This is a genomic window from Burkholderia sp. AcTa6-5 (assembly GCF_017815075.1).
Classification (GTDB): domain Bacteria; phylum Pseudomonadota; class Gammaproteobacteria; order Burkholderiales; family Burkholderiaceae; genus Burkholderia; species Burkholderia sola.
This window is the reverse complement of the sequence record NZ_JAGIQE010000018.1, coordinates 132,428-149,448: the sequence shown is the minus strand read 5'-3', so window position 1 is coordinate 149,448 and position 17,021 is coordinate 132,428. Positions and strand designations below refer to the sequence as shown.

15 protein-coding genes and 3 tRNA genes are annotated in these 17,021 nt (G+C 66.5%); 2 read left to right on the top strand and 16 right to left on the bottom strand.

What is annotated here, in order from left to right:
- Nucleotides 1–123 precede the first annotated feature (123 nt).
- The 4 genes from J8I33_RS23525 to gltX form a co-directional block, all read right to left on the bottom strand.
- Nucleotides 124–200: transfer RNA gene (locus J8I33_RS23525), tRNA-Asp, on the bottom strand.
- Between the two features lie 78 nt (nt 201–278).
- Nucleotides 279–354, bottom strand: a tRNA-Glu gene (locus tag J8I33_RS23520).
- A gap of 138 nt (nt 355–492) precedes the next feature.
- A tRNA-Ala gene (locus tag J8I33_RS23515) sits at nt 493–568 on the bottom strand.
- A 127-nt stretch (nt 569–695) separates the two neighbouring features.
- Complete coding sequence (gene gltX, locus J8I33_RS23510; RefSeq protein WP_124556748.1) at nt 696–2,105, bottom strand: glutamate--tRNA ligase; 1,410 nt, start codon at nt 2,103–2,105, stop codon at nt 696–698.
- A 273-nt stretch (nt 2,106–2,378) separates the two neighbouring features.
- Between gltX and J8I33_RS23505 the strand changes: the two genes are divergently transcribed.
- The gene (locus J8I33_RS23505; RefSeq protein WP_050012937.1) at nt 2,379–3,296 is read left to right on the top strand and encodes a patatin-like phospholipase family protein; all 918 of its coding nucleotides are present in this window, start codon (nt 2,379–2,381) and stop codon (nt 3,294–3,296) included.
- 165 nt (nt 3,297–3,461) lie between these two features.
- On the opposite strand, the gene J8I33_RS23500 is transcribed toward J8I33_RS23505, so the two are convergent.
- From J8I33_RS23500 to J8I33_RS23460, 9 genes are all read right to left on the bottom strand, one after another.
- On the bottom strand, nt 3,462–4,136 hold the full coding sequence (locus J8I33_RS23500; protein WP_124594005.1) for a C40 family peptidase: 675 nt from the start codon (nt 4,134–4,136) through the stop codon (nt 3,462–3,464).
- A gap of 128 nt (nt 4,137–4,264) precedes the next feature.
- Entirely contained in the window at nt 4,265–5,887 is a 1,623-nt protein-coding gene (locus J8I33_RS23495) for a dipeptide ABC transporter ATP-binding protein (protein ID WP_209939149.1), read from the bottom strand.
- Nucleotides 5,884–6,981, bottom strand: coding sequence for an ABC transporter permease (locus J8I33_RS23490; protein WP_050012940.1), 1,098 nt, complete (start codon nt 6,979–6,981; stop codon nt 5,884–5,886). Before J8I33_RS23490 ends, J8I33_RS23495 begins: the two co-directional genes overlap by 4 nt.
- A 48-nt stretch (nt 6,982–7,029) precedes the next feature.
- On the bottom strand, nt 7,030–8,073 hold the full coding sequence (locus J8I33_RS23485) for an ABC transporter permease subunit (protein WP_050012941.1): 1,044 nt from the start codon (nt 8,071–8,073) through the stop codon (nt 7,030–7,032).
- 50 nt (nt 8,074–8,123) lie between these two features.
- On the bottom strand, nt 8,124–9,998 hold the full coding sequence (locus J8I33_RS23480; protein WP_209939148.1) for an extracellular solute-binding protein: 1,875 nt from the start codon (nt 9,996–9,998) through the stop codon (nt 8,124–8,126).
- A gap of 140 nt (nt 9,999–10,138) precedes the next feature.
- Entirely contained in the window at nt 10,139–10,495 is a 357-nt protein-coding gene (locus J8I33_RS23475; RefSeq protein WP_050012943.1) for a hypothetical protein, read from the bottom strand.
- 164 nt (nt 10,496–10,659) lie between these two features.
- Nucleotides 10,660–11,355 (bottom strand): winged helix-turn-helix domain-containing protein, encoded by a 696-nt coding sequence (locus J8I33_RS23470; RefSeq protein WP_124556744.1) that lies wholly within the window; start codon nt 11,353–11,355, stop codon nt 10,660–10,662.
- A gap of 16 nt (nt 11,356–11,371) precedes the next feature.
- Entirely contained in the window at nt 11,372–12,763 is a 1,392-nt protein-coding gene (locus J8I33_RS23465; RefSeq protein ID WP_050012945.1) for a HAMP domain-containing sensor histidine kinase, read from the bottom strand.
- An 11-nt stretch (nt 12,764–12,774) separates the two neighbouring features.
- Nucleotides 12,775–13,449: a response regulator transcription factor gene (locus J8I33_RS23460; RefSeq protein ID WP_050013034.1), complete on the bottom strand. Its 675-nt coding sequence runs from the start codon at nt 13,447–13,449 to the stop codon at nt 12,775–12,777.
- Between the two features lie 218 nt (nt 13,450–13,667).
- Between J8I33_RS23460 and J8I33_RS23455 the strand changes: the two genes are divergently transcribed.
- Nucleotides 13,668–13,967 carry a DUF4148 domain-containing protein gene (locus J8I33_RS23455; protein ID WP_124556742.1) on the top strand — a complete coding sequence of 100 codons (300 nt, stop codon included), beginning with the start codon at nt 13,668–13,670 and terminating at the stop codon, nt 13,965–13,967.
- A 108-nt stretch (nt 13,968–14,075) separates the two neighbouring features.
- Here J8I33_RS23455 and cyoD read toward each other — a convergent pair whose 3' ends face one another.
- Genes cyoD through cyoB form a run of 3 tightly spaced genes read right to left on the bottom strand, consistent with a single transcriptional unit; the run spans nt 14,076 to nt 17,020 of the window.
- The gene (gene cyoD / locus J8I33_RS23450; RefSeq protein WP_009692722.1) at nt 14,076–14,408 is read right to left on the bottom strand and encodes a cytochrome o ubiquinol oxidase subunit IV; all 333 of its coding nucleotides are present in this window, start codon (nt 14,406–14,408) and stop codon (nt 14,076–14,078) included.
- The gene (gene cyoC, locus J8I33_RS23445) at nt 14,409–15,017 is read right to left on the bottom strand and encodes a cytochrome o ubiquinol oxidase subunit III (protein ID WP_027784811.1); all 609 of its coding nucleotides are present in this window, start codon (nt 15,015–15,017) and stop codon (nt 14,409–14,411) included.
- A complete protein-coding gene (cyoB, locus tag J8I33_RS23440; protein ID WP_050012948.1) occupies nt 15,017–17,020 on the bottom strand; it encodes a cytochrome o ubiquinol oxidase subunit I in 2,004 nt (667 codons plus the stop codon). Before cyoB ends, cyoC begins: the two co-directional genes overlap by 1 nt.
- Nucleotide 17,021 lies beyond the last annotated feature (1 nt).

The following is a 17,021-nucleotide window of genomic DNA, read 5'->3' as shown; positions in this document are numbered from 1 at the left end:
ATTCGAACCCCTGTACTCACCGTGAAAGGGTGATGTCCTAGGCCTCTAGACGAAGGGGACAACGTACTGCTTACATCTTTAATACAAAAGCCCGCTCAAAAACGTCTTGAACGGGCTTCGTTCTGGCGGAGCGGACGGGACTCGAACCCGCGACCCCCGGCGTGACAGGCCGGTATTCTAACCGACTGAACTACCGCTCCAGCTTTCTTACCCAACCTGCAGGACGTCGGTTACGTTCCTGCAAGCCTTGCGACGCTTCTACGAAACGCCGCTGAATCTGGCGTCCCCTAGGGGATTCGAACCCCTGTACTCACCGTGAAAGGGTGATGTCCTAGGCCTCTAGACGAAGGGGACAAAATCTTTTCAGATTTGTCTGACTTTCGCTATTTACTTTACAGTCAACAGCGAAGGCCGAAATTCTAACTGCTTTGAATCATTTTGTGAAGCATTTATTACTACCGCTGCTTCGCAAATCAATCCAGCTTGTTCTGTTGGTGGAGGTAAGCGGGATCGAACCGCTGACCTCTTGCATGCCATGCAAGCGCTCTCCCAGCTGAGCTATACCCCCTTGCAGAACAGAAATGAGATTATATGGACCGATTTCGAACTTGTAAATACCCTTTTTACGATTCGCGCGAAATTTTTTGCGAAGCCGCCGCGCGCTCATGCGCGGCGGCTTCGCGCTCGCCCATACGTCAGCCCAGCGCGGCCTCGATGCGCGACACCACGACGTCGCGACCGAACAGCACGAGCACCGCATCGATCGACGGCGTGTGCGTCGTGCCCGCCACCAGCAGACGCACCGGCATCGCGAGCTGCGGCATCTTCAGCTTGTGCGTGGCGAGCGTCGCCTTCAACGCCGCGGACACTGCCTCCTTCGTCCAGTCGGCCGCCTTCAGCGCGACGACGAGATCGGCCAGCGCCGGCCGCACCGCATCGGTCGCGTGCTGCGCGAGCGCATCGGCGTCGGGCGCCGGCACACGGTAGAACATCGTCGCGCCTTCCGCGATCTCCTTGACCGTCGTCGCACGATCCTTCATCAGGCCGACCACCGCGTCGAGCGCGGGGCCCGTCGCGATCGCCGCGTCGTCGATGCCGAGCGCATCGAGGAACGGCTTCGCGAGCGCCGCGAGGCGCGCGTTGTCGGCTTCCTTGATGTAATGCGCGTTCAGCCAGCTCAGCTTGCTGTGGTCGTACTGCGCGGGCGACTTGCCGAGGTGCTCGAGATCGAACCATTCGACGAACTGTTCGCGCGAGAAGATCTCGGCGTCGCCGTGCGACCAGCCGAGGCGCGCGAGATAGTTGACGACGGCCTCCGGCAGGAAGCCTGCGTCGCGGTACGCCATCACGCTCATCGCGCCATGCCGCTTGCTCATCTTCTCGCCCTGCTCGTTCAGCACGGTCGGCAGGTGCGCATAGACGGGCGGCTCGCCGCCGAGTGCGTTCAGGATGTTGATCTGGCGCGGCGTGTTGTTCACGTGGTCGTCGCCGCGGATCACGTGCGTGATGCCCATGTCCATGTCGTCCACCACCACGCAGAAGTTGTAGATCGGCGTGCCGTCCGGGCGCGCGATCACGAGGTCGTCGAGTTCCTCGTTCGAGATCTCGACACGCCCCTTCACCGCGTCGTCCCACACGACCGTGCCCGTCAGCGGATTGCGGAAGCGCAGGACCGGCTTCACGCCGGCCGGCGGCTCCGGCAGCACCTTGCCGGGCTCCGGACGCCACGTGCCGTCGTAGCGCGGCTTCAGGCCGGCTTCGCGCTGGCGTTCGCGCAGCGCGTCGAGTTCCTCGGCCGACATGTAGCACGGATACGCGAGGCCCTTCTCGAGCATCTGCGCGAGCACTTCGCGATAGCGGTCCATCCGCTGCATCTGGTAGATCGGGCCTTCGTCGAAATCCAGCCCGAGCCATTGCATCCCTTCGAGGATCGCATCGACCGCTTCCTGCGACGAGCGCTCGACGTCGGTATCCTCGATGCGCAGCACGAACGTGCCTTTCATCTTGCGGGCGAACGCCCACGGATACAGTGCGGAGCGGATGTTGCCGAGGTGGATGAAGCCGGTGGGACTCGGCGCGAAGCGGGTACGGACAGGACGGGTCATAAACGGTAACTCGAACGCCTGGGGCGCATGAATGATTCGACGCGGGACGACGGCAGCCCGGACAGCAACGGAGCCGGCGACGCCCGGAACGGGAAAGAAGCCGGAATTATACTCGCGCCGGACATCGCGCCAAGCGCGCCGCTTGCTTTATGATGTGCGCGCCGCGGCCGCCAGCCGGTGCGGCGCCGGCCGCGCGGAACCCGCTGCGCGGCCTCGGAAACCCTCGCCGCCGCGGGCCGTGTGACCCGCCGCCAAGCCGCCGGAGAACCATCGATGTCGTCCCCTCGCCTGTCGCGCCGCCACTTCACGATCGCGTGCGCGTCCGCCAGCCTCGCCGCCTGTACGTCCTTCGGCGACAAGTCCCGCCCCGGCACGGCCCTGCCGCAGGAGAAGCCCGTCAAGATCGGTATCGCGCTCGGCGGCGGCGCCGCGCGCGGCTTCTCGCACATCGGCGTGCTGAAGGCGCTCGAGGCGCGCGGCATTCCGATCGAGATCGTCGCCGGGACGAGCGCGGGCTCGGTGGTCGGCGCACTCTACGCGTCGGGCATGAACGCGCTGCAAATCAACAAGATCGCCCTCGACATGGACCAGGCGGCGATCAGCGACTGGGCGCTGCCGTTCCGCTCGCGCGGCCTGCTGCAAGGCGTCGCGCTGCAGAACTTCCTGAACAAGACGCTCAACAACCGGCCGATCGAGAAGATGGCGAAGCCGCTCGGCATCGTCGCGACGGACCTGCAAAGCGGCCAGCCGATCCTGTTCCAGCAAGGCAACGCGGGGCTCGCGGTGCGCGCGTCGTGCAGCGTGCCGTCGGTGTTCGAGCCGGTGAAGATCGGCACGCGCGAATATGTCGACGGCGGCCTCGTGAGCCCTGTGCCGGCGTCGTTTGCGCGCAAGATGGGCGCGAGCTTTGTGATCGCGGTCGACATCTCGGCCCGCCCCGACGGCGCAGCGACCAACAACCCGATCGAGATGCTGCTGCAGACCTTCACGATCATGGGCCAGACGATCAAGACCTACGAGCTCGACAAGTACGCGGACGTCGTGATTCGCCCGAACCTCGCGGCGATGGGCGGCAGCGACTTCAACCAGCGCAACGCGGCGATCCTCGCAGGCGAGGAAGCGGTCGCGCGCATCATGCCGGAACTGCAGCGCAAGCTCGCGGCGGCGCGCGGCGTGGCCGTGGCCGCGTAAGCCGCCCAAGCCACGATGAGCGGGAGGCCGCGGCACGCGCCGCCTGCCGCCCGTGGCCGACGCAACGACTTCCGCCCCGCCGTCGACGCCGCCCCAAAAGCAAAAAACCCTGCCGCCTTTCGGTGACAGGGTTTTTTATCGTCCGGCCCGCGCGACCGGCAAACGTCAGTTGCTGCCGTTCGCCGAATCGTCGCCGAGCGTCGCGCGCACGCGCTGACGCAGGTCTTCGGGCTTCATCGGGAATTCCGATTCGATCCGGCGCGCGCCGGTGAAACGCTTTTCCCAGTAGCCGCTGTCGAGATCGTCGACACGGACCGTGCTGCCCGTCGACGGCGAATGCACGAACTTGTTGTCGCCGATATAGATGCCGACGTGCGAGAACGTGCGGCGCATCGTGTTGAAGAACACGAGATCGCCCGGCTTCAGGTTGCTCATGCTCACCTTCTCGCCGACGCGGCTCATTTCTTCCGCGCGACGCGGCAGCGACATGCCGAGCGTGTCCTGGAACACGTAGCGCACGAAGCCGCTGCAGTCGAGGCCCGAATCCGGCGAGTTGCCGCCCCAGCGATACCGCACGCCGATCATGTTCAGCGCGCCGACCACCACGTCGCCTGCCTTGCCCGCCATGCCGGCAAGGAACGACTTCGCGCCGCCGCTCGACGGCTGCGCGCTGGTCTGCTGGAGAGAGGAACCCGACCCGATCTGAGTCGAATTGCTGACATTCTGGTTAAAACTGCTGACTTCGTCGGCGAACGCGCCGGGTGCTGCTGCGAACAGGGCGCCGATGAACAGCCCGGCGATGGTGCGCGCGCATGCCTGGGTCAGGGATCGATGCTGCATTGGTCGATGGAATATGCTTAAAAATCAGCTGATTGGCGGAAAATTTCGGTCGATACTAGCCAGCGCGTAATCGTTTGTCAAAACAAATTAATAAATACAATCGAGATGGTCAGACCATTGGCCGCCTATCACGCTTTCCAGACCGCTTTCAACAGCTTTTGTGTGTAAGGATGTGACGGTCGGGTGAAGATGTCGGACACCTCCCCCGACTCGACGACGGCGCCGTCCTGCATCACCGCGACGCGGTGCGCCATCGCGCCGATCACCTCCAGGTCGTGGCTGATGAACACGTAGCCGAGGTTGTATTTCTGTTGCAAATTCGCGAGCAGCTTCAGCACCTGCTGCTGGATCGACACGTCGAGCGCCGACGTGGGCTCGTCGAGGATCAGGATGCGCGGCTCCAGCACCAGCGCGCGCGCGATCGCGATCCGCTGGCGCTGGCCGCCCGAGAATTCGTGCGGATAGCGGTGCAGCACCGTGCGGTCGAGGCCGACTTCGCGCAGCACAGCGAGCGACTTCGCGCGGCGCGCGTCGGGCGTCATGTCCGGGCGATGCAGCTCGAGCCCCTCGCCGACGATCCGCTCGATCGTGTGACGCGGCGAAAGCGAGCTGAATGGGTCCTGAAAGACCACCTGCATGTTCGAGCGCAGCGCGGTCTGTTCGCGGCCGCGATAGGTCGACAGCGCACGCCCCTGGAATTCGATCTCGCCGCCGGCCGTCTTCTGCAGCCCGAGCAGCGCCATCGCGAGCGTCGACTTCCCCGATCCCGATTCGCCGACGATGCCGAGCGTTTCGCCCTGCCGCACCGACACCGACACGTCGGCCACGGCCGTCACCGGCACCGTGCCGAACCAGCCGGCGAAGCCCGGCCGCTTGCGCGCGAACTGCACGCTCACGTGGCGCGCGTCGAGCACGACGGGCGCGATCGGCATCACCGGCGTGACCGCGCGTTGCGGCCGGCTGTTCAGCAGCCGCTGCGTATACGGATGCTCGGGCGACGCGAAGATCCGCTCGACCGGCCCGCTCTCGACGAGCCGGCCATGCTCCATCACCGCGACGCGCTGCGCGAAGTGCCGCACGAGATTCAGGTCGTGCGTGATCAGCAGGATCGCCATCCCGCGCTTTTCCGCCTCCTCGCGCTGCAGCTCGAGCAGCAGGTCGACGATCTGCGCGCGGATCGTCACGTCGAGCGCGGTGGTCGGCTCGTCGGCGAGCAGCAGGCGCGGCCGGCACGCGAGCGCCATCGCGATCATCGCGCGCTGCCGCTGGCCGCCCGACAACTGGTGCGGGTAGCTGTCGACGCGCTTCTCGGGCTGAGCGATGCCGGTGCGCGCGAGCAACGCGATCGCCCGCTTGCGCGCCTCGACGGCCGATACGCCGTCGTGCAGCACGATCGTCTCGCCGATCTGCACGCCGATCGTATACAGCGGATTGAGCGCCGTCATCGGCTCCTGGAAGATCATCGCGATGTCCGAGCCGCGCAGCCCGCGCATCTCGCGCTCGCTCTTGGCCGCCAGATCCTGCCCGGCAAAACGGATCGCGCCGGTGACATCGGCGTCGCGCAGCAACCGCAGGATCGACAGCGCGGTCACGCTCTTGCCGGACCCCGATTCGCCGACGAGCGCGACCCGCTCGCCGCGCCCGATCGCGAGCGTCACGTCGTCCACCGCGACCGTGTCGCCGAAGCGCACATGCAGATGCTCGAGCGACAGCAGCGGTTCGTCCGCCTTCGATACGACTGCGTCGCTCATCGCTGCCCTCCCGCCGCGCGCACCGAATCGGCGATCCGCGTGTCGAGCGCGTTGCGCAGCGCATCGCCCATGAAGGTCAGCAGCAGCAGCGTCGCGACCAGCACGCCGAACGTCGACAGCGAGATCCACCACGCGTCGAGGTTGCCCTTGCCCTGCGCGAGCAGCTCGCCGAGGCTCGGCGTCGGCGGCGGCACGCCGAGACCGAGGAAATCGAGGCTGGTGAGCGCGAGAATCGAGCCGCTCATCCGGAACGGCAGGAACGTGATCACCGGCGTGAGGCTGTTGGGCAGCACGTGGCGCCAGATGATCTGCCAGTTCGTGAGTCCCATCGCGCGGGCCGCGCGCACGTAGTCCTGCGTGCGGTTGCGCAGGAACTCGGCGCGCACGTAGTCGGCAAGCCCGATCCAGCCGAACAGCGACAGCAGCACGATCAGCAGCAGGAAGCTCGGCTCGAAGATCGACGCGAAGATGATCAGCAGGTACAGCTCGGGCAGCGAGCTCCAGATCTCGATCAGCCGCTGCCCGACGATGTCGATGCGGCCGCCGAAGAAGCCTTGCACCGCGCCCGCGGCGATCCCGAGCAGCGTGCCGATCACGGTCAGGATCAGCCCGAACTCGACCGAGATGCGGAACCCGTACACGAGCCGCGCGAGCAGGTCGCGGCCCTGCGCATCGGTGCCGAGCCAGTTCTCGCGCGACGGCGGCGCCGGGTTCGGCACGTTCGAGAAGTAGTTCAGCGTGTCGTAGTAATAGCGGTTCGGCGGATAGACGACGAAGTTGCCGGGCGCCTCGAGCCGCTTGCGCACATACGGATCGAGATAGTCGGCCGGCGTCGGGAAATCGCCGCCGAAGGTCGTCTCCGGGTACGCATGGAACATCGGGAAATAGGTCTGGCCGTCGTAGCGCACGACGAGCGGCTTGTCGTTCGACCACAGCGGCGCCGCGAGGCTCGCGGCAAACGCGACGACGAAGATCACGAAGCTCCAGTAGCCGAGGCGCTGCTGCCGGAAGCGCTGCCACACACGGCGGGCCGGCGACGGCGACACGCGCGCGCGCGCGGCGTCGATGCGGGGGGATGCGACGGCCCGGTTCATCGCGCGCCTCGCCCGCTGGCGCCGGGCATGCGAATGGCTCGTTTCATGTCAGCGCTCCAGGTTGTCGAATTGAATGCGCGGATCGACCCACACATAGCAAAGATCGGAAATCAGCTTGGTCGCGAGCCCGATCAGCGTGAACAGGTACAACGTGCCGAGCACGACCGGGTAATCGCGCCGCACGACCGACTCGTACGACAGCAGCCCGAGGCCGTCGAGCGAGAACAGCGTCTCGATCAGCAGGCTGCCGGTGAAGAACGCGCCGATGAACGCGGCCGGGAAGCCGACGATCAGCGGCAGCATCGCATTGCGGAACACGTGCTTCCACAGCACGCTGCGCTCGGAGAGCCCCTTCGCGCGCGCGGTCAGCACGTATTGCCGGCGGATCTGGTCGAGGAACGCATTCTTCGTGAGCATCGTGATGACCGCGAAGCTGCCGACGACCGACGCGGTGATCGGCAGCGCGATGTGCCACAGATAGTCGAGCACCTTGCCGACGAGCGACAGCTGCGCGAAGTTGTCCGACGTGAGGCCGCGCAGCGGAAAGAGCTGCCAGAACGAGCCGCCGCCGAACAGCACGAGCAGCAGCACGCCGAGCACGAAGCCCGGAATCGCATAGCCGACCAGCACGACGAGGCTCGTCGCGACGTCGAACGGCGAACCGTTGCGCACGGCCTTCGCGATGCCGAGCGGCACCGAGATCAGGTACGTGAGGAAGAACGTCCACAGCCCGATGCTGATCGACACGGGCAGCTTCTGCACGACCAGCGACCACACGCTCTGGTGGCGAAAGTAGCTTTCGCCGAGATCGAAGCGCGCGAAGCGCTTGAGCATCAGCCAGTAGCGTTCGAGCGGCGGCTTGTCGAAACCGTACAGCGCCTTGAGCTGCGCGAGCTGCTGCGCGTCGACGCCGGTGTGCGCGCGCATCCCGAACGGCGTCGCGCCCTGCTCGGTCGCGCCCTTGCGCAACTCCTGCACGGCCTGCTCGACCGGGCCGCCCGGCACGAACTGGATCACCGCGAACGTGAGCGTCAGCACGCCGACGAGCGTCGGGATCATCAACAGCAGGCGTTTGAGGATGTAGCTCCACATAGGGCGTCGACTCGTGATCGGTGGCGGGTTGGATGAAGGGCCGGCGCGGGTCAGTGATCGGGCTTCGCCCACCAGGTCGACACGACCCAGCCCTCGGCCGAATAGTACAGCGGCAGCGTCTGCGGATAGGCGAGCGTGTGCCGGTACGCGACGCGGTGCGTCGTGCTGTACCACTGCGGCACCGCGTAGTAGCCGTGCATCAGCACGCGGTCGAGCGCGTGCGTCGCGTCGAGCAATTCCTCGCGCGTCTGCGCGGTGCCGAGCGCGTGCAGCAACGCGTCGACGGCCGGCGATTTCAATCCGATGAAGTTGTCGGAGCCCGGCTCGTCGGCGAACTTGCTCGCGTACCGCGAGTATTGCTCGGCGCCGGGCACCTGCACGCCCGGCAGGCGGATCGTCGTCATGTCGTAGTCGAACGCATCGAGGCGCTTTTGCAGCAGCGCGTAATCGGCCGTGCGAAACCGCACGGCGATGCCGAGCTTCGCGAGGTTGCGCTGGTACGCGGTCACGACGCCTTCCATCGCGCCGCCCGCATCGTCGAGGATCTCGAAAGCGAACGGCTCGCCCTTCGCATTGCGCAGCGCGCCGTCGCGATAGGTCCAGCCGGCCTGTGCGAGCAGCGCGCGCGCCTTCAACAGGTTCGCGCGCAGCGAGCCCGGCGGATTCGTGTTCGGCTGCGTGACCATCGGGCCGAACACGGCCGGATCGAGCTGCGCACGCAGCGGCTCCAGCAGCTTCAGCTCGCCCTCGCCCGGCGTACCGGTCGCCTGCAGGTCGGTGTCGGCGAAATAACTGTTCAGGCGCGTGTACGCGCTGTAGAACAGCTGGCGGTTCAGCCATTCGAAGTCGAACGCGAGGTCGAGCGCCTGACGCACGCGCACGTCGCGGAACAACGGCCGGCGCAGGTTCATGAAGAAGCCCTGCATGCCGGCGCCGTTGTGCTGCCGGAACTCGCGCTTGATCAACTCGCCGCTGTCGAAACGCTTGCCGACGTCGCGTCGCGCCCAGTTGCGCGCGACGTACTCGACGAGCACGTCGTATTCGCCGGCCTTGAACGCCTCGAGCCGCGCGACGCCGTCGCCGTACAGCTTGTAGACGATCCGCTCGAAGTTGTGGGTGCCGACTCGCACCGGCAGGTCGGCGCCCCAGTACGCGGGGCTGCGCCGGTAGGTGATCGTGCGGCCGTTGTCGTAATGGTCGATCACGTACGGGCCGCTGCCGATCGGCTGCTCGAACGCGAGCTGGTCGAACGGGATGCGCGAGCCGTCCGCGCGCAATCCCCACTTGCGCGAGAACACCGGCACGCCGCCGGCGATCAGCGGCAACTCGCGGTTCGCGCTGTGGAATTCGAAGCGCACGGTCGCCGGATCGACGACCACGGCCTTCGTGATTTCGGCGAAGTACGCGCCGAACTGCGGTGCGGCCTGCTTGCTCTTCAGCGTGTCGAACGAAAACTTGACGTCGTCCGCCGTGACGCGATCGCCGTTCGAGAAGCGCGCGCGCGGATTCAGGTGGAACGTGACCGAGCGGCGGTCCGGCGCGACGTCGATGTCGTCGGCGAGCAATCCGTACGCGGACGCCGGCTCGTCCAGGCTGCCGGTCGCGAGGCTCTCGAACAGCATGTCGATGCCCGGCGCGGTGTTGCCGCGCATCGTGAACGGATTGAACTTGTCGAACGACGTCAGCCGGCTCGGGTTCGCGAGCACGAGCGTGCCGCCCTTCGGCGCGTCGGGGTTCACGTAGTCGAAATGCTTGAAGCCCGGCGGATACTTCGGCTCGCCGTACTGCGCAATCGCGTAGGCCGCGTGCGCGGCGGGCGCGGCCAGCGCCGCGTGCAGCGCCAGCGCCGCGGCCACGCGGCCGGCGGCCCGCAGCGCACCGAGGCAGGCGCGCGCGGCGGCGGCCCGGGGCGAACCCTTCGTCATAGAGGCCCTGTCGTCGAATGAGGGTAGTAACGTGGAGCGATTCTACCCATTCAATCCGTCGAGCCAAAAGAAAACCGCCACGCGGGCGGTTTCCTCACGAGCCGTTGTCGCGCGCGCGGCACGCACGCGCGACCGGTCGATCAGCGCCAGCCGTTGTGGCGGCCGTGATCCCAGTGACCGCGATCGCCGCCCCAGCCGCGACCATGGTGGCGATACCATTCGTCGCGGCCCCAGTAGCGGCGGCCGTCCCAGTAGCGGTCGCCGTGCCAGCCGATCACGATCGCCGGCGCCGGCCCGTACACGGGCGCCGGTGCGTAGACGGGCGCCGGCTGGTAGACGACCGGCGGAGGCGGCGGCGCATACACGGGCGCGGGCGCGACGTAGACCGGTGCCGGCACGCCGACGTTGATCCCGACATTGACTCCCGCCATTGCTGCGCCCGACACGAGCAAGGCCGTCATACCGGTCACGAGCGAGGCAACACGCAAAGTCTTCATGGATTCCTCTTCTGGTTGTGTCATGTGTGATTCGACTATAGCGGCAAGCGCCCGCCCCGCATATTTCAAGTTTGTAAGAACTGATGCGCCGCATCGCAACGGGAAGCCCGCGCTAACGTCTTGTAACAATCGGCGCCCGGCGCCCCCCTTTCCGGAAACGTCCTTCAACCTGCGCCGCGGCCCGCGTCAAGCGGCGCCGCGCCCGCGTCGAACCGGAAGCCGAATCGCGCCACCGTTTCGATCCGCGCGGAAAACGCATGCGCGGCCAGCTTGCGCCGCAACCGTACGACCAGCGCATTGACCGTTTCGGGTTCGATGTCCGCATCGCCCCACGCATAACGCAGCACGGCGTCGCGCCCGACCGGCCGCCCCGCTTCGCGCAGCAGGCATTCGACCACGCGAAATTCCCGGGCGCTGAGCGCGAGCCGCCGGCCCCGCTCGTCGAGCGCGCGCGTCGCCGTGTCGAGCCGGATCGATTCCCGCATCGCGATGACGCCCGTGCGGCGCCACAGTGCGCGCAGCCGCTCGTGCAATTCGACGAACGAGCACGGATGGGCCAGGCACACGTCGCAGCCCGCGTTCAGCATCCGTGCACGCTCGGCGGACGTGGTGCCGGCGACGATCGCGGCAATCGTCGCGCTGCCGGCCGACGCGGCGAGCGGCGGGAATCCGTCGAGAAGCGTCGGCACGGAAGCGCCATCGGTCGCGAGGATCACGATCGCGTCGAACCGGTCCTGCGTCGCCGCGAAACAGCCGTCGCGCCATTCGTCGACGCGTTCGACGCCGTGCATGCTTTCCCGAAACGCCTTGTCGAGCCGCGACGCATCAGGCGTCGGCGGCGCAATCAGCAGGATGCGCATCGATCGGCCCCCTCCGTCACGCGAGCGAACGCGGCCAGCATTCGACCGTGATCGCCGCACCGGCCGGCTGCGCATCGCCGATCCGCAGCACGAAACCGTGCACGCGCATCACCGCCGACACGATGCTCAACCCGAGCCCCGAGCCGTTCACGTGGCGCGTGCGCTCGCCGCGATAGAAGCGCTCGAGCACCGCATTGCGCTCGCCGGGCGGGATGCCGGGCCCGGTGTCCTCGAACCGGACGAGCGGACCATGCGACGTCGTCTGGAGCGCGACGCGCACGCGGCCGCCGGGCGGCGTGAATTTGATCGCGTTGTCCGCGAGATTGCTGAACGCCTCGAACAGCAACGCACGGTCGCCATGGATGCCGTCGACCGCGGCCGCATCGAGCTCCAACGACACGTCGACCGCCTCGGCCAGCGGCTCGTAAAGTTCGCACACGTCGCGCAGCAACGCCGCGACGTCGACCGCGGCAAACCCGCCGCGCCGGCTCAGCGTGCCGATCTCGGAGATGCGCAGCATCGCGCGAAAACGTTCGAGCAGCCGGTCGGTTTCGTCGCGCGCCGACGCCAGCAGCGCAGCCGACGCGGGATCGTGTGCGCAGAACGGCTGGTCGGCGAGCCGCGCCAGCATCGTATGCACGCGTGCGAGCGGCGTGCGCAAGTCGTGCGCGATCCCGTCGCAGGTATGGCGCACCTCGCCCATCAGCCGCTCGACTTCGTCCAACATGTGGTTCACGAGATGCGCGAGCAGGTCGAGTTCGTCATAGCCGCCGACCGGCAGCCGCTTGCCGAGATCGCCCTCGGCGATCTGCCGCGTGACGCGCCGGATCTCGGCGACGCGGCGCATCTGCCGCATGCCGAGCATGCTGCCGCCCGCGACGCCCGCGATCAGGATCATCACGCCGCCGATCACGAGCCCGCGAATCGCGACGTCGCGGATCTGGATGAAATGCGACAGGTCGCGCGCGACGACCAGCGTCATCCCGTCGTCGCGGCGCACGGCCATCGCGCGCGTGATCGGCGACGATTGACCGTCGAGCGGCGCGAGCGTGCGGTTCAGCGTCCGGCCGTGGCGATCGGTACGCAGCACGGGCGGCGTCGCGATGTCGCCAGCCACGCGGCGCCCGCTCGCGTCGAACAGCCCGTAGAAATTCGTATGCATGTGCTCGTGCTCGAGCCGCCGATGGATCGCGAGCGGCAGCTCGGCGTCGGGAATCGAATCGAAATAGATCAGTTGCCACGCAAGCACCTCGTCGGTGTCGCGGGCCATCGTGTGCGTCGCGGCCACGCTGATCACGCCCGCGAGCAGCAGCAGCGACACCGAGAAGATCGCCGCGTAAGCACACAGCCAGCGAAACGTCGTCGTATGCCAGCGGCGCGTGAAGTTCGCCGCGCGGGCTGCGTCCATCCGTGCCTCCATCAAGCGAGCATGTAGCCCGATCCGCGCACCGTCTGGATCATCGGGTTCGCGCCGGGCGGATCGATCTTCTTGCGCAGCCGCCCCATGTGAACGTCGATCAGGTTGGTGCCGGGATCGAAGTGATAGCCCCACACGGCCTCGAACAGCATCGTGCGCGTGATCGTCTGGCCCGCGTTGCGCATCATGAATTCGAGCACGCGGAACTCGGTCGGCAGCAGCGGAATCTCGTCGGCGCCGCGGCGCGCACAGCGCGAAATGAGGTCCAGCTCGAGCGCGCCGACCTTCAGCAGCGTCTGCTGCGGCACGCCCGATGCCTGCCGGCGGCGCAGCAGCACTTCGATACGCGCGCTCAGTTCGCCGGAATCGAACGGCTTCGTCAGGTAATCGTCGCCGCCCGCGCGCAGACCGCGAATGCGCTCGTCGACGTCGCCGAGCGCGCTCAGCATCAGCACCGGCGTATCGATGCCGACCGTGCGCATCGCGGTCACGATCGCGAGACCGTCCGCCCCCGGCAGCATCCGGTCGAGCGTGATCGCGTCGTACGATGCGCTCATCGCGCGCATCATCCCTTCTCGGCCGTTGTCGATCCAGTCGACCTCGAAGCCGCGTGCAGTCAGCTCGCCGACGATTTCGTTCGCGGTCACCGCATCGTCCTCGACCGTCAGTACTCGCATGGTTGCCCTCGCAATGAACGTCAAGACGGGCGCGCACGATGCGCCCGCCGCTATCGTAAGCGCCGCGATCGCCGCGCGGCGCCAGATGAAAATAGCTTCATCCTGCGTCGCGGCACGCGCCTGTGAAACATGTTTCATCCGTGCGTCGGCCGCGCTGCGGCCGGGGCCGCCTACGCTGACGTCATGCGGCATCGGGCCGCGAAACCAGGAGCTACCGGATGAAACTGTCGACCACAGTCGCCTGCATGCTGCTCGCATGCGCGAGCACCGCCGCATTCGCGGGGCCGCACCTCACCCCGCAGGAATGCAATGCGTACCCGTTCGTGCACACGGGCCGCGACGTCACGCGGGCGGACCTCGTGCGCGAGCTGACCGAACTCGAACAGGTCGGCTACGATCCCGCCCATGCGAGCCCGTACTACCCCGACGACCTCGACGGTGCGAAGCATCGGCTCGCCGCCGAGTACCGCGCGGACTGCACGCATGCGCTGACGGCCGATGCCGGCGTGCGGCACTGACCGCCCTGCCCCGCGCGACGCAGCAGCGGGAAAAAACGAAAAGGCGGCACGTGCCGCCTTTTCTTCATGAACGCGCATGGAGGTGAACCCGATGCGCCGCGCCGCCGCTCAACGCGACATCATGTTCATGCTCACGTTGTGCATCACCCACAGCGTGCCGACGATCAGGATCGCGGCAGTCAGCACCGTATAGCTGAACGCCATCACGTTCCAGCGCTGGCCCGACGAGCCGTTCATGTGCAGGAAGTACACGAGGTGCACGACGATCTGCACGAACGCGAGCACGGCCAGCGCGACCAGCGACGCGTGCGGCGACAGCACGCCGCCCATCACGAGGCCGAACGACGCGGCCGTGAGCAGCACCGACAGGATGAAACCGGCGACGTAGCCGCCGACACTGCCGTGCCCTTCTTCGAGTTGAGACGAATGCGAATGGGCCATTTAGATCACGCTCGCGAGATAGACAAAGGAAAACACGCAGATCCACACGATGTCGAGGAAGTGCCAGAAGAGGCTCAGGCACGTCAGGCGTCGCAGGTCGCGATCGGTCAGGTCGCCGCCGCGCAACACGATTTGCGCGGCGAGCACGATCATCCACAACAGGCCGGCCGTCACGTGCAGCCCGTGCGTGCCGACCAGCGTGAAGAACGCCGACAGGAACGCGCTGCGCTGCGGGCCGGCGCCTTCCGCGATCAGGTGCGAGAACTCGCGCAGTTCCATCGCGAGAAACGCCGCGCCGAGCACGAACGTCACTGCGAGCCACGCGAGCAGCGCACCGCGCCGCTGCTTGTACGCCGCGAGCATCGCGAAACCGTACGTGATGCTCGACAGCAGCAACGCGGCGGTTTCCACCGCGACGCCCGGAATGTCGAACAGCTCTTTCGCGGTCTGCCCGCCCGCGTACTGGTGGCCGAGCACCGCGAACGTCGCGAACAGCGCCGCGAAGATCACGCAGTCGGTCATCAGGTACAGCCAGAACCCGAACACCGAATGCGACGGCGGATGATCGTCGTGCTCGAGCAGGGTTGCGCTCAAGGTTTTCTGCAACATCAGTTGGCCTCCAGTTCCACGTCGTCGACGCGCGCCGGGCGCTTCGTCGGCTGCTTGTCTTCGGTCTTGCGCACCGTCGACGCAGGGATGTAATAGCCGTCGTTATCGCGCGAGCTGTAGATCACGAGCGTCGCGATGATCCCGACGAGCCCGCCGATCGCCATCCACCAGATGTGCCACACCAGCGCGAAGCCGAGCACCAGGCTGAAGATCGCGATCACGAGGCCCGCACAGGTATTCGACGGCATGTGGATGTCGCGGATCACGGCCGGGTTCGGCCGGCCTTCGCCGCGCGCCTTCATGTCCGCATACGCGTCGAGCGTGCGCACCTGCGGGATCACCGCGAAGTTGTAGTCGGCCGGCGGCGACGACGTCGCCCACTCCAGCGTGCGGCCGCCCCACGGGTCGCCCGTCGTGTCGCGGTACTCCGGCAGATGGCGGTTGCGGATGCTGACCACCAGTTGCAGCAGCTGGCACGCGATGCCGATCGCGATCAGCACGGCGCCGAACGCGGCGACCAGCAGCCACGGATGCCAGGCCGGGTTGTCGTAATGGTTCAGGCGGCGCGTCATGCCCATGAAGCCGAGCACGTAGAGCGGCACGAACGCGACGTAGAAGCCGACCTGCCAGAACCAGAATGCCGCCTTGCCGAGCTTCTCGTTCAGCTTGAAGCCGAACGCTTTCGGAAACCAGTAGTTGAAGCCAGCGAGATAACCGAACAGCACGCCGCCGATGATCACGTTGTGGAAGTGCGCGATCAGGAACAGGCTGTTGTGCAGCACGAAGTCCGCGCCCGGGATCGCCATCATCACGCCGGTCATGCCGCCGAGCGTGAACGTGACCATGAAGCCGATCGTCCACAGCACGGGCGTCGTGAACTGGATCCGGCCGCGATACATCGTGAACAGCCAGTTGAACACCTTCACGCCGGTCGGAATCGCGATGATCATCGTCATGATCCCGAAGAACGCGTTCACGTTCGCGCCCGAGCCCATCGTGAAAAAGTGATGCAGCCACACGAGGAACGACAGCACCATGATCGCGCAGGTCGCGTACACCATCGTCTTGTAGCCGAACAGCGGCTTCTTCGCGAACGTCGCGATGACTTCCGAGAAGATCCCGAACGCCGGCAGGATCAGGATGTACACCTCCGGATGGCCCCACGCCCAGATCAGGTTCAGGTACAGCATCGCGTTGCCGCCGGCGTCGTTCGTGAAGAAGTGCATGCCGAGGTAACGGTCGAGGCCGAGCAGCGCGAGCGTCGCGGTCAGGATCGGGAACGACGCCATGATCAGCACGTTCGTGCAGAGCGCCGTCCACGTGAACACCGGCATCTTCAACAGCGTCATGCCGGGCGCGCGCATCTTGATGATCGTCACGAAGAAGTTCACGCCGGTCAGCAGCGTGCCGACACCGGAGATCTGCAGCGCCCACAGGTAGTAGTCGACCCCTACCCCCGGACTGAACTGCAGCTCCGACAGCGGCGGGTACGCGAGCCAGCCCGTCTGCGCGAATTCGCCGATTACGAGCGACAGGTTGATCAGGATCGCGCTGACCGCCGTCATCCAGAACGACAGCGAGTTGATGAACGGGAACGCGACGTCGCGCGCGCCGATCTGCAGCGGCACGATCAGGTTCATCAGGCCGACCATGAACACCATCGCCATGAAGAAGATCATGATCACGCCGTGCGCGGTGAAGATCTGGTCATAGTGGTGCGGCGGCAGGTAGCCGGGCGCGTTGTACGCGAGCGCGAGCTGCATGCGCATCATGATCGCGTCGGCGAAGCCGCGCAGCAGCATGATCAGCGCGACGATGATGTACATCACGCCGAGTCTCTTGTGGTCGACCGTGGTCAGCCATTCCGTCCACAGCCATTTCCAGCGGCCGGTGATCGTCAGCGCGGCGAGAATGCCCAGCACGACCAGCCCCATGAAGGCGCCGGCCCCCATGATGATGGGCTGATCGAACGGAATCGCCGAAAGTGTGAGTTTGCCGAACATG

Coding starts and splice junctions, on each gene's coding strand:
- cyoD (WP_009692722.1), bottom strand. CDS start 14,408: ATGGCCCATTCGCATTCGTCTCAACTCGAAGAAGGGCACGGCAGTGTC.
- J8I33_RS23505 (WP_050012937.1), top strand. CDS start 2,379: ATGTCGTCCCCTCGCCTGTCGCGCCGCCACTTCACGATCGCGTGCGCG.
- J8I33_RS23480 (WP_209939148.1), bottom strand. CDS start 9,998: ATGACGAAGGGTTCGCCCCGGGCCGCCGCCGCGCGCGCCTGCCTCGGT.
- J8I33_RS23475 (WP_050012943.1), bottom strand. CDS start 10,495: ATGAAGACTTTGCGTGTTGCCTCGCTCGTGACCGGTATGACGGCCTTG.
- J8I33_RS23495 (WP_209939149.1), bottom strand. CDS start 5,887: ATGAGCGACGCAGTCGTATCGAAGGCGGACGAACCGCTGCTGTCGCTC.
- J8I33_RS23455 (WP_124556742.1), top strand. CDS start 13,668: ATGAAACTGTCGACCACAGTCGCCTGCATGCTGCTCGCATGCGCGAGC.
- cyoC (WP_027784811.1), bottom strand. CDS start 15,017: ATGTTGCAGAAAACCTTGAGCGCAACCCTGCTCGAGCACGACGATCAT.
- J8I33_RS23470 (WP_124556744.1), bottom strand. CDS start 11,355: ATGCGCATCCTGCTGATTGCGCCGCCGACGCCTGATGCGTCGCGGCTC.
- J8I33_RS23485 (WP_050012941.1), bottom strand. CDS start 8,073: ATGTGGAGCTACATCCTCAAACGCCTGCTGTTGATGATCCCGACGCTC.
- J8I33_RS23460 (WP_050013034.1), bottom strand. CDS start 13,449: ATGCGAGTACTGACGGTCGAGGACGATGCGGTGACCGCGAACGAAATC.
- cyoB (WP_050012948.1), bottom strand. CDS start 17,020: ATGTTCGGCAAACTCACACTTTCGGCGATTCCGTTCGATCAGCCCATC.
- J8I33_RS23490 (WP_050012940.1), bottom strand. CDS start 6,981: ATGAACCGGGCCGTCGCATCCCCCCGCATCGACGCCGCGCGCGCGCGC.
- J8I33_RS23500 (WP_124594005.1), bottom strand. CDS start 4,136: ATGCAGCATCGATCCCTGACCCAGGCATGCGCGCGCACCATCGCCGGG.
- J8I33_RS23465 (WP_050012945.1), bottom strand. CDS start 12,763: ATGGACGCAGCCCGCGCGGCGAACTTCACGCGCCGCTGGCATACGACG.
- gltX (WP_124556748.1), bottom strand. CDS start 2,105: ATGACCCGTCCTGTCCGTACCCGCTTCGCGCCGAGTCCCACCGGCTTC.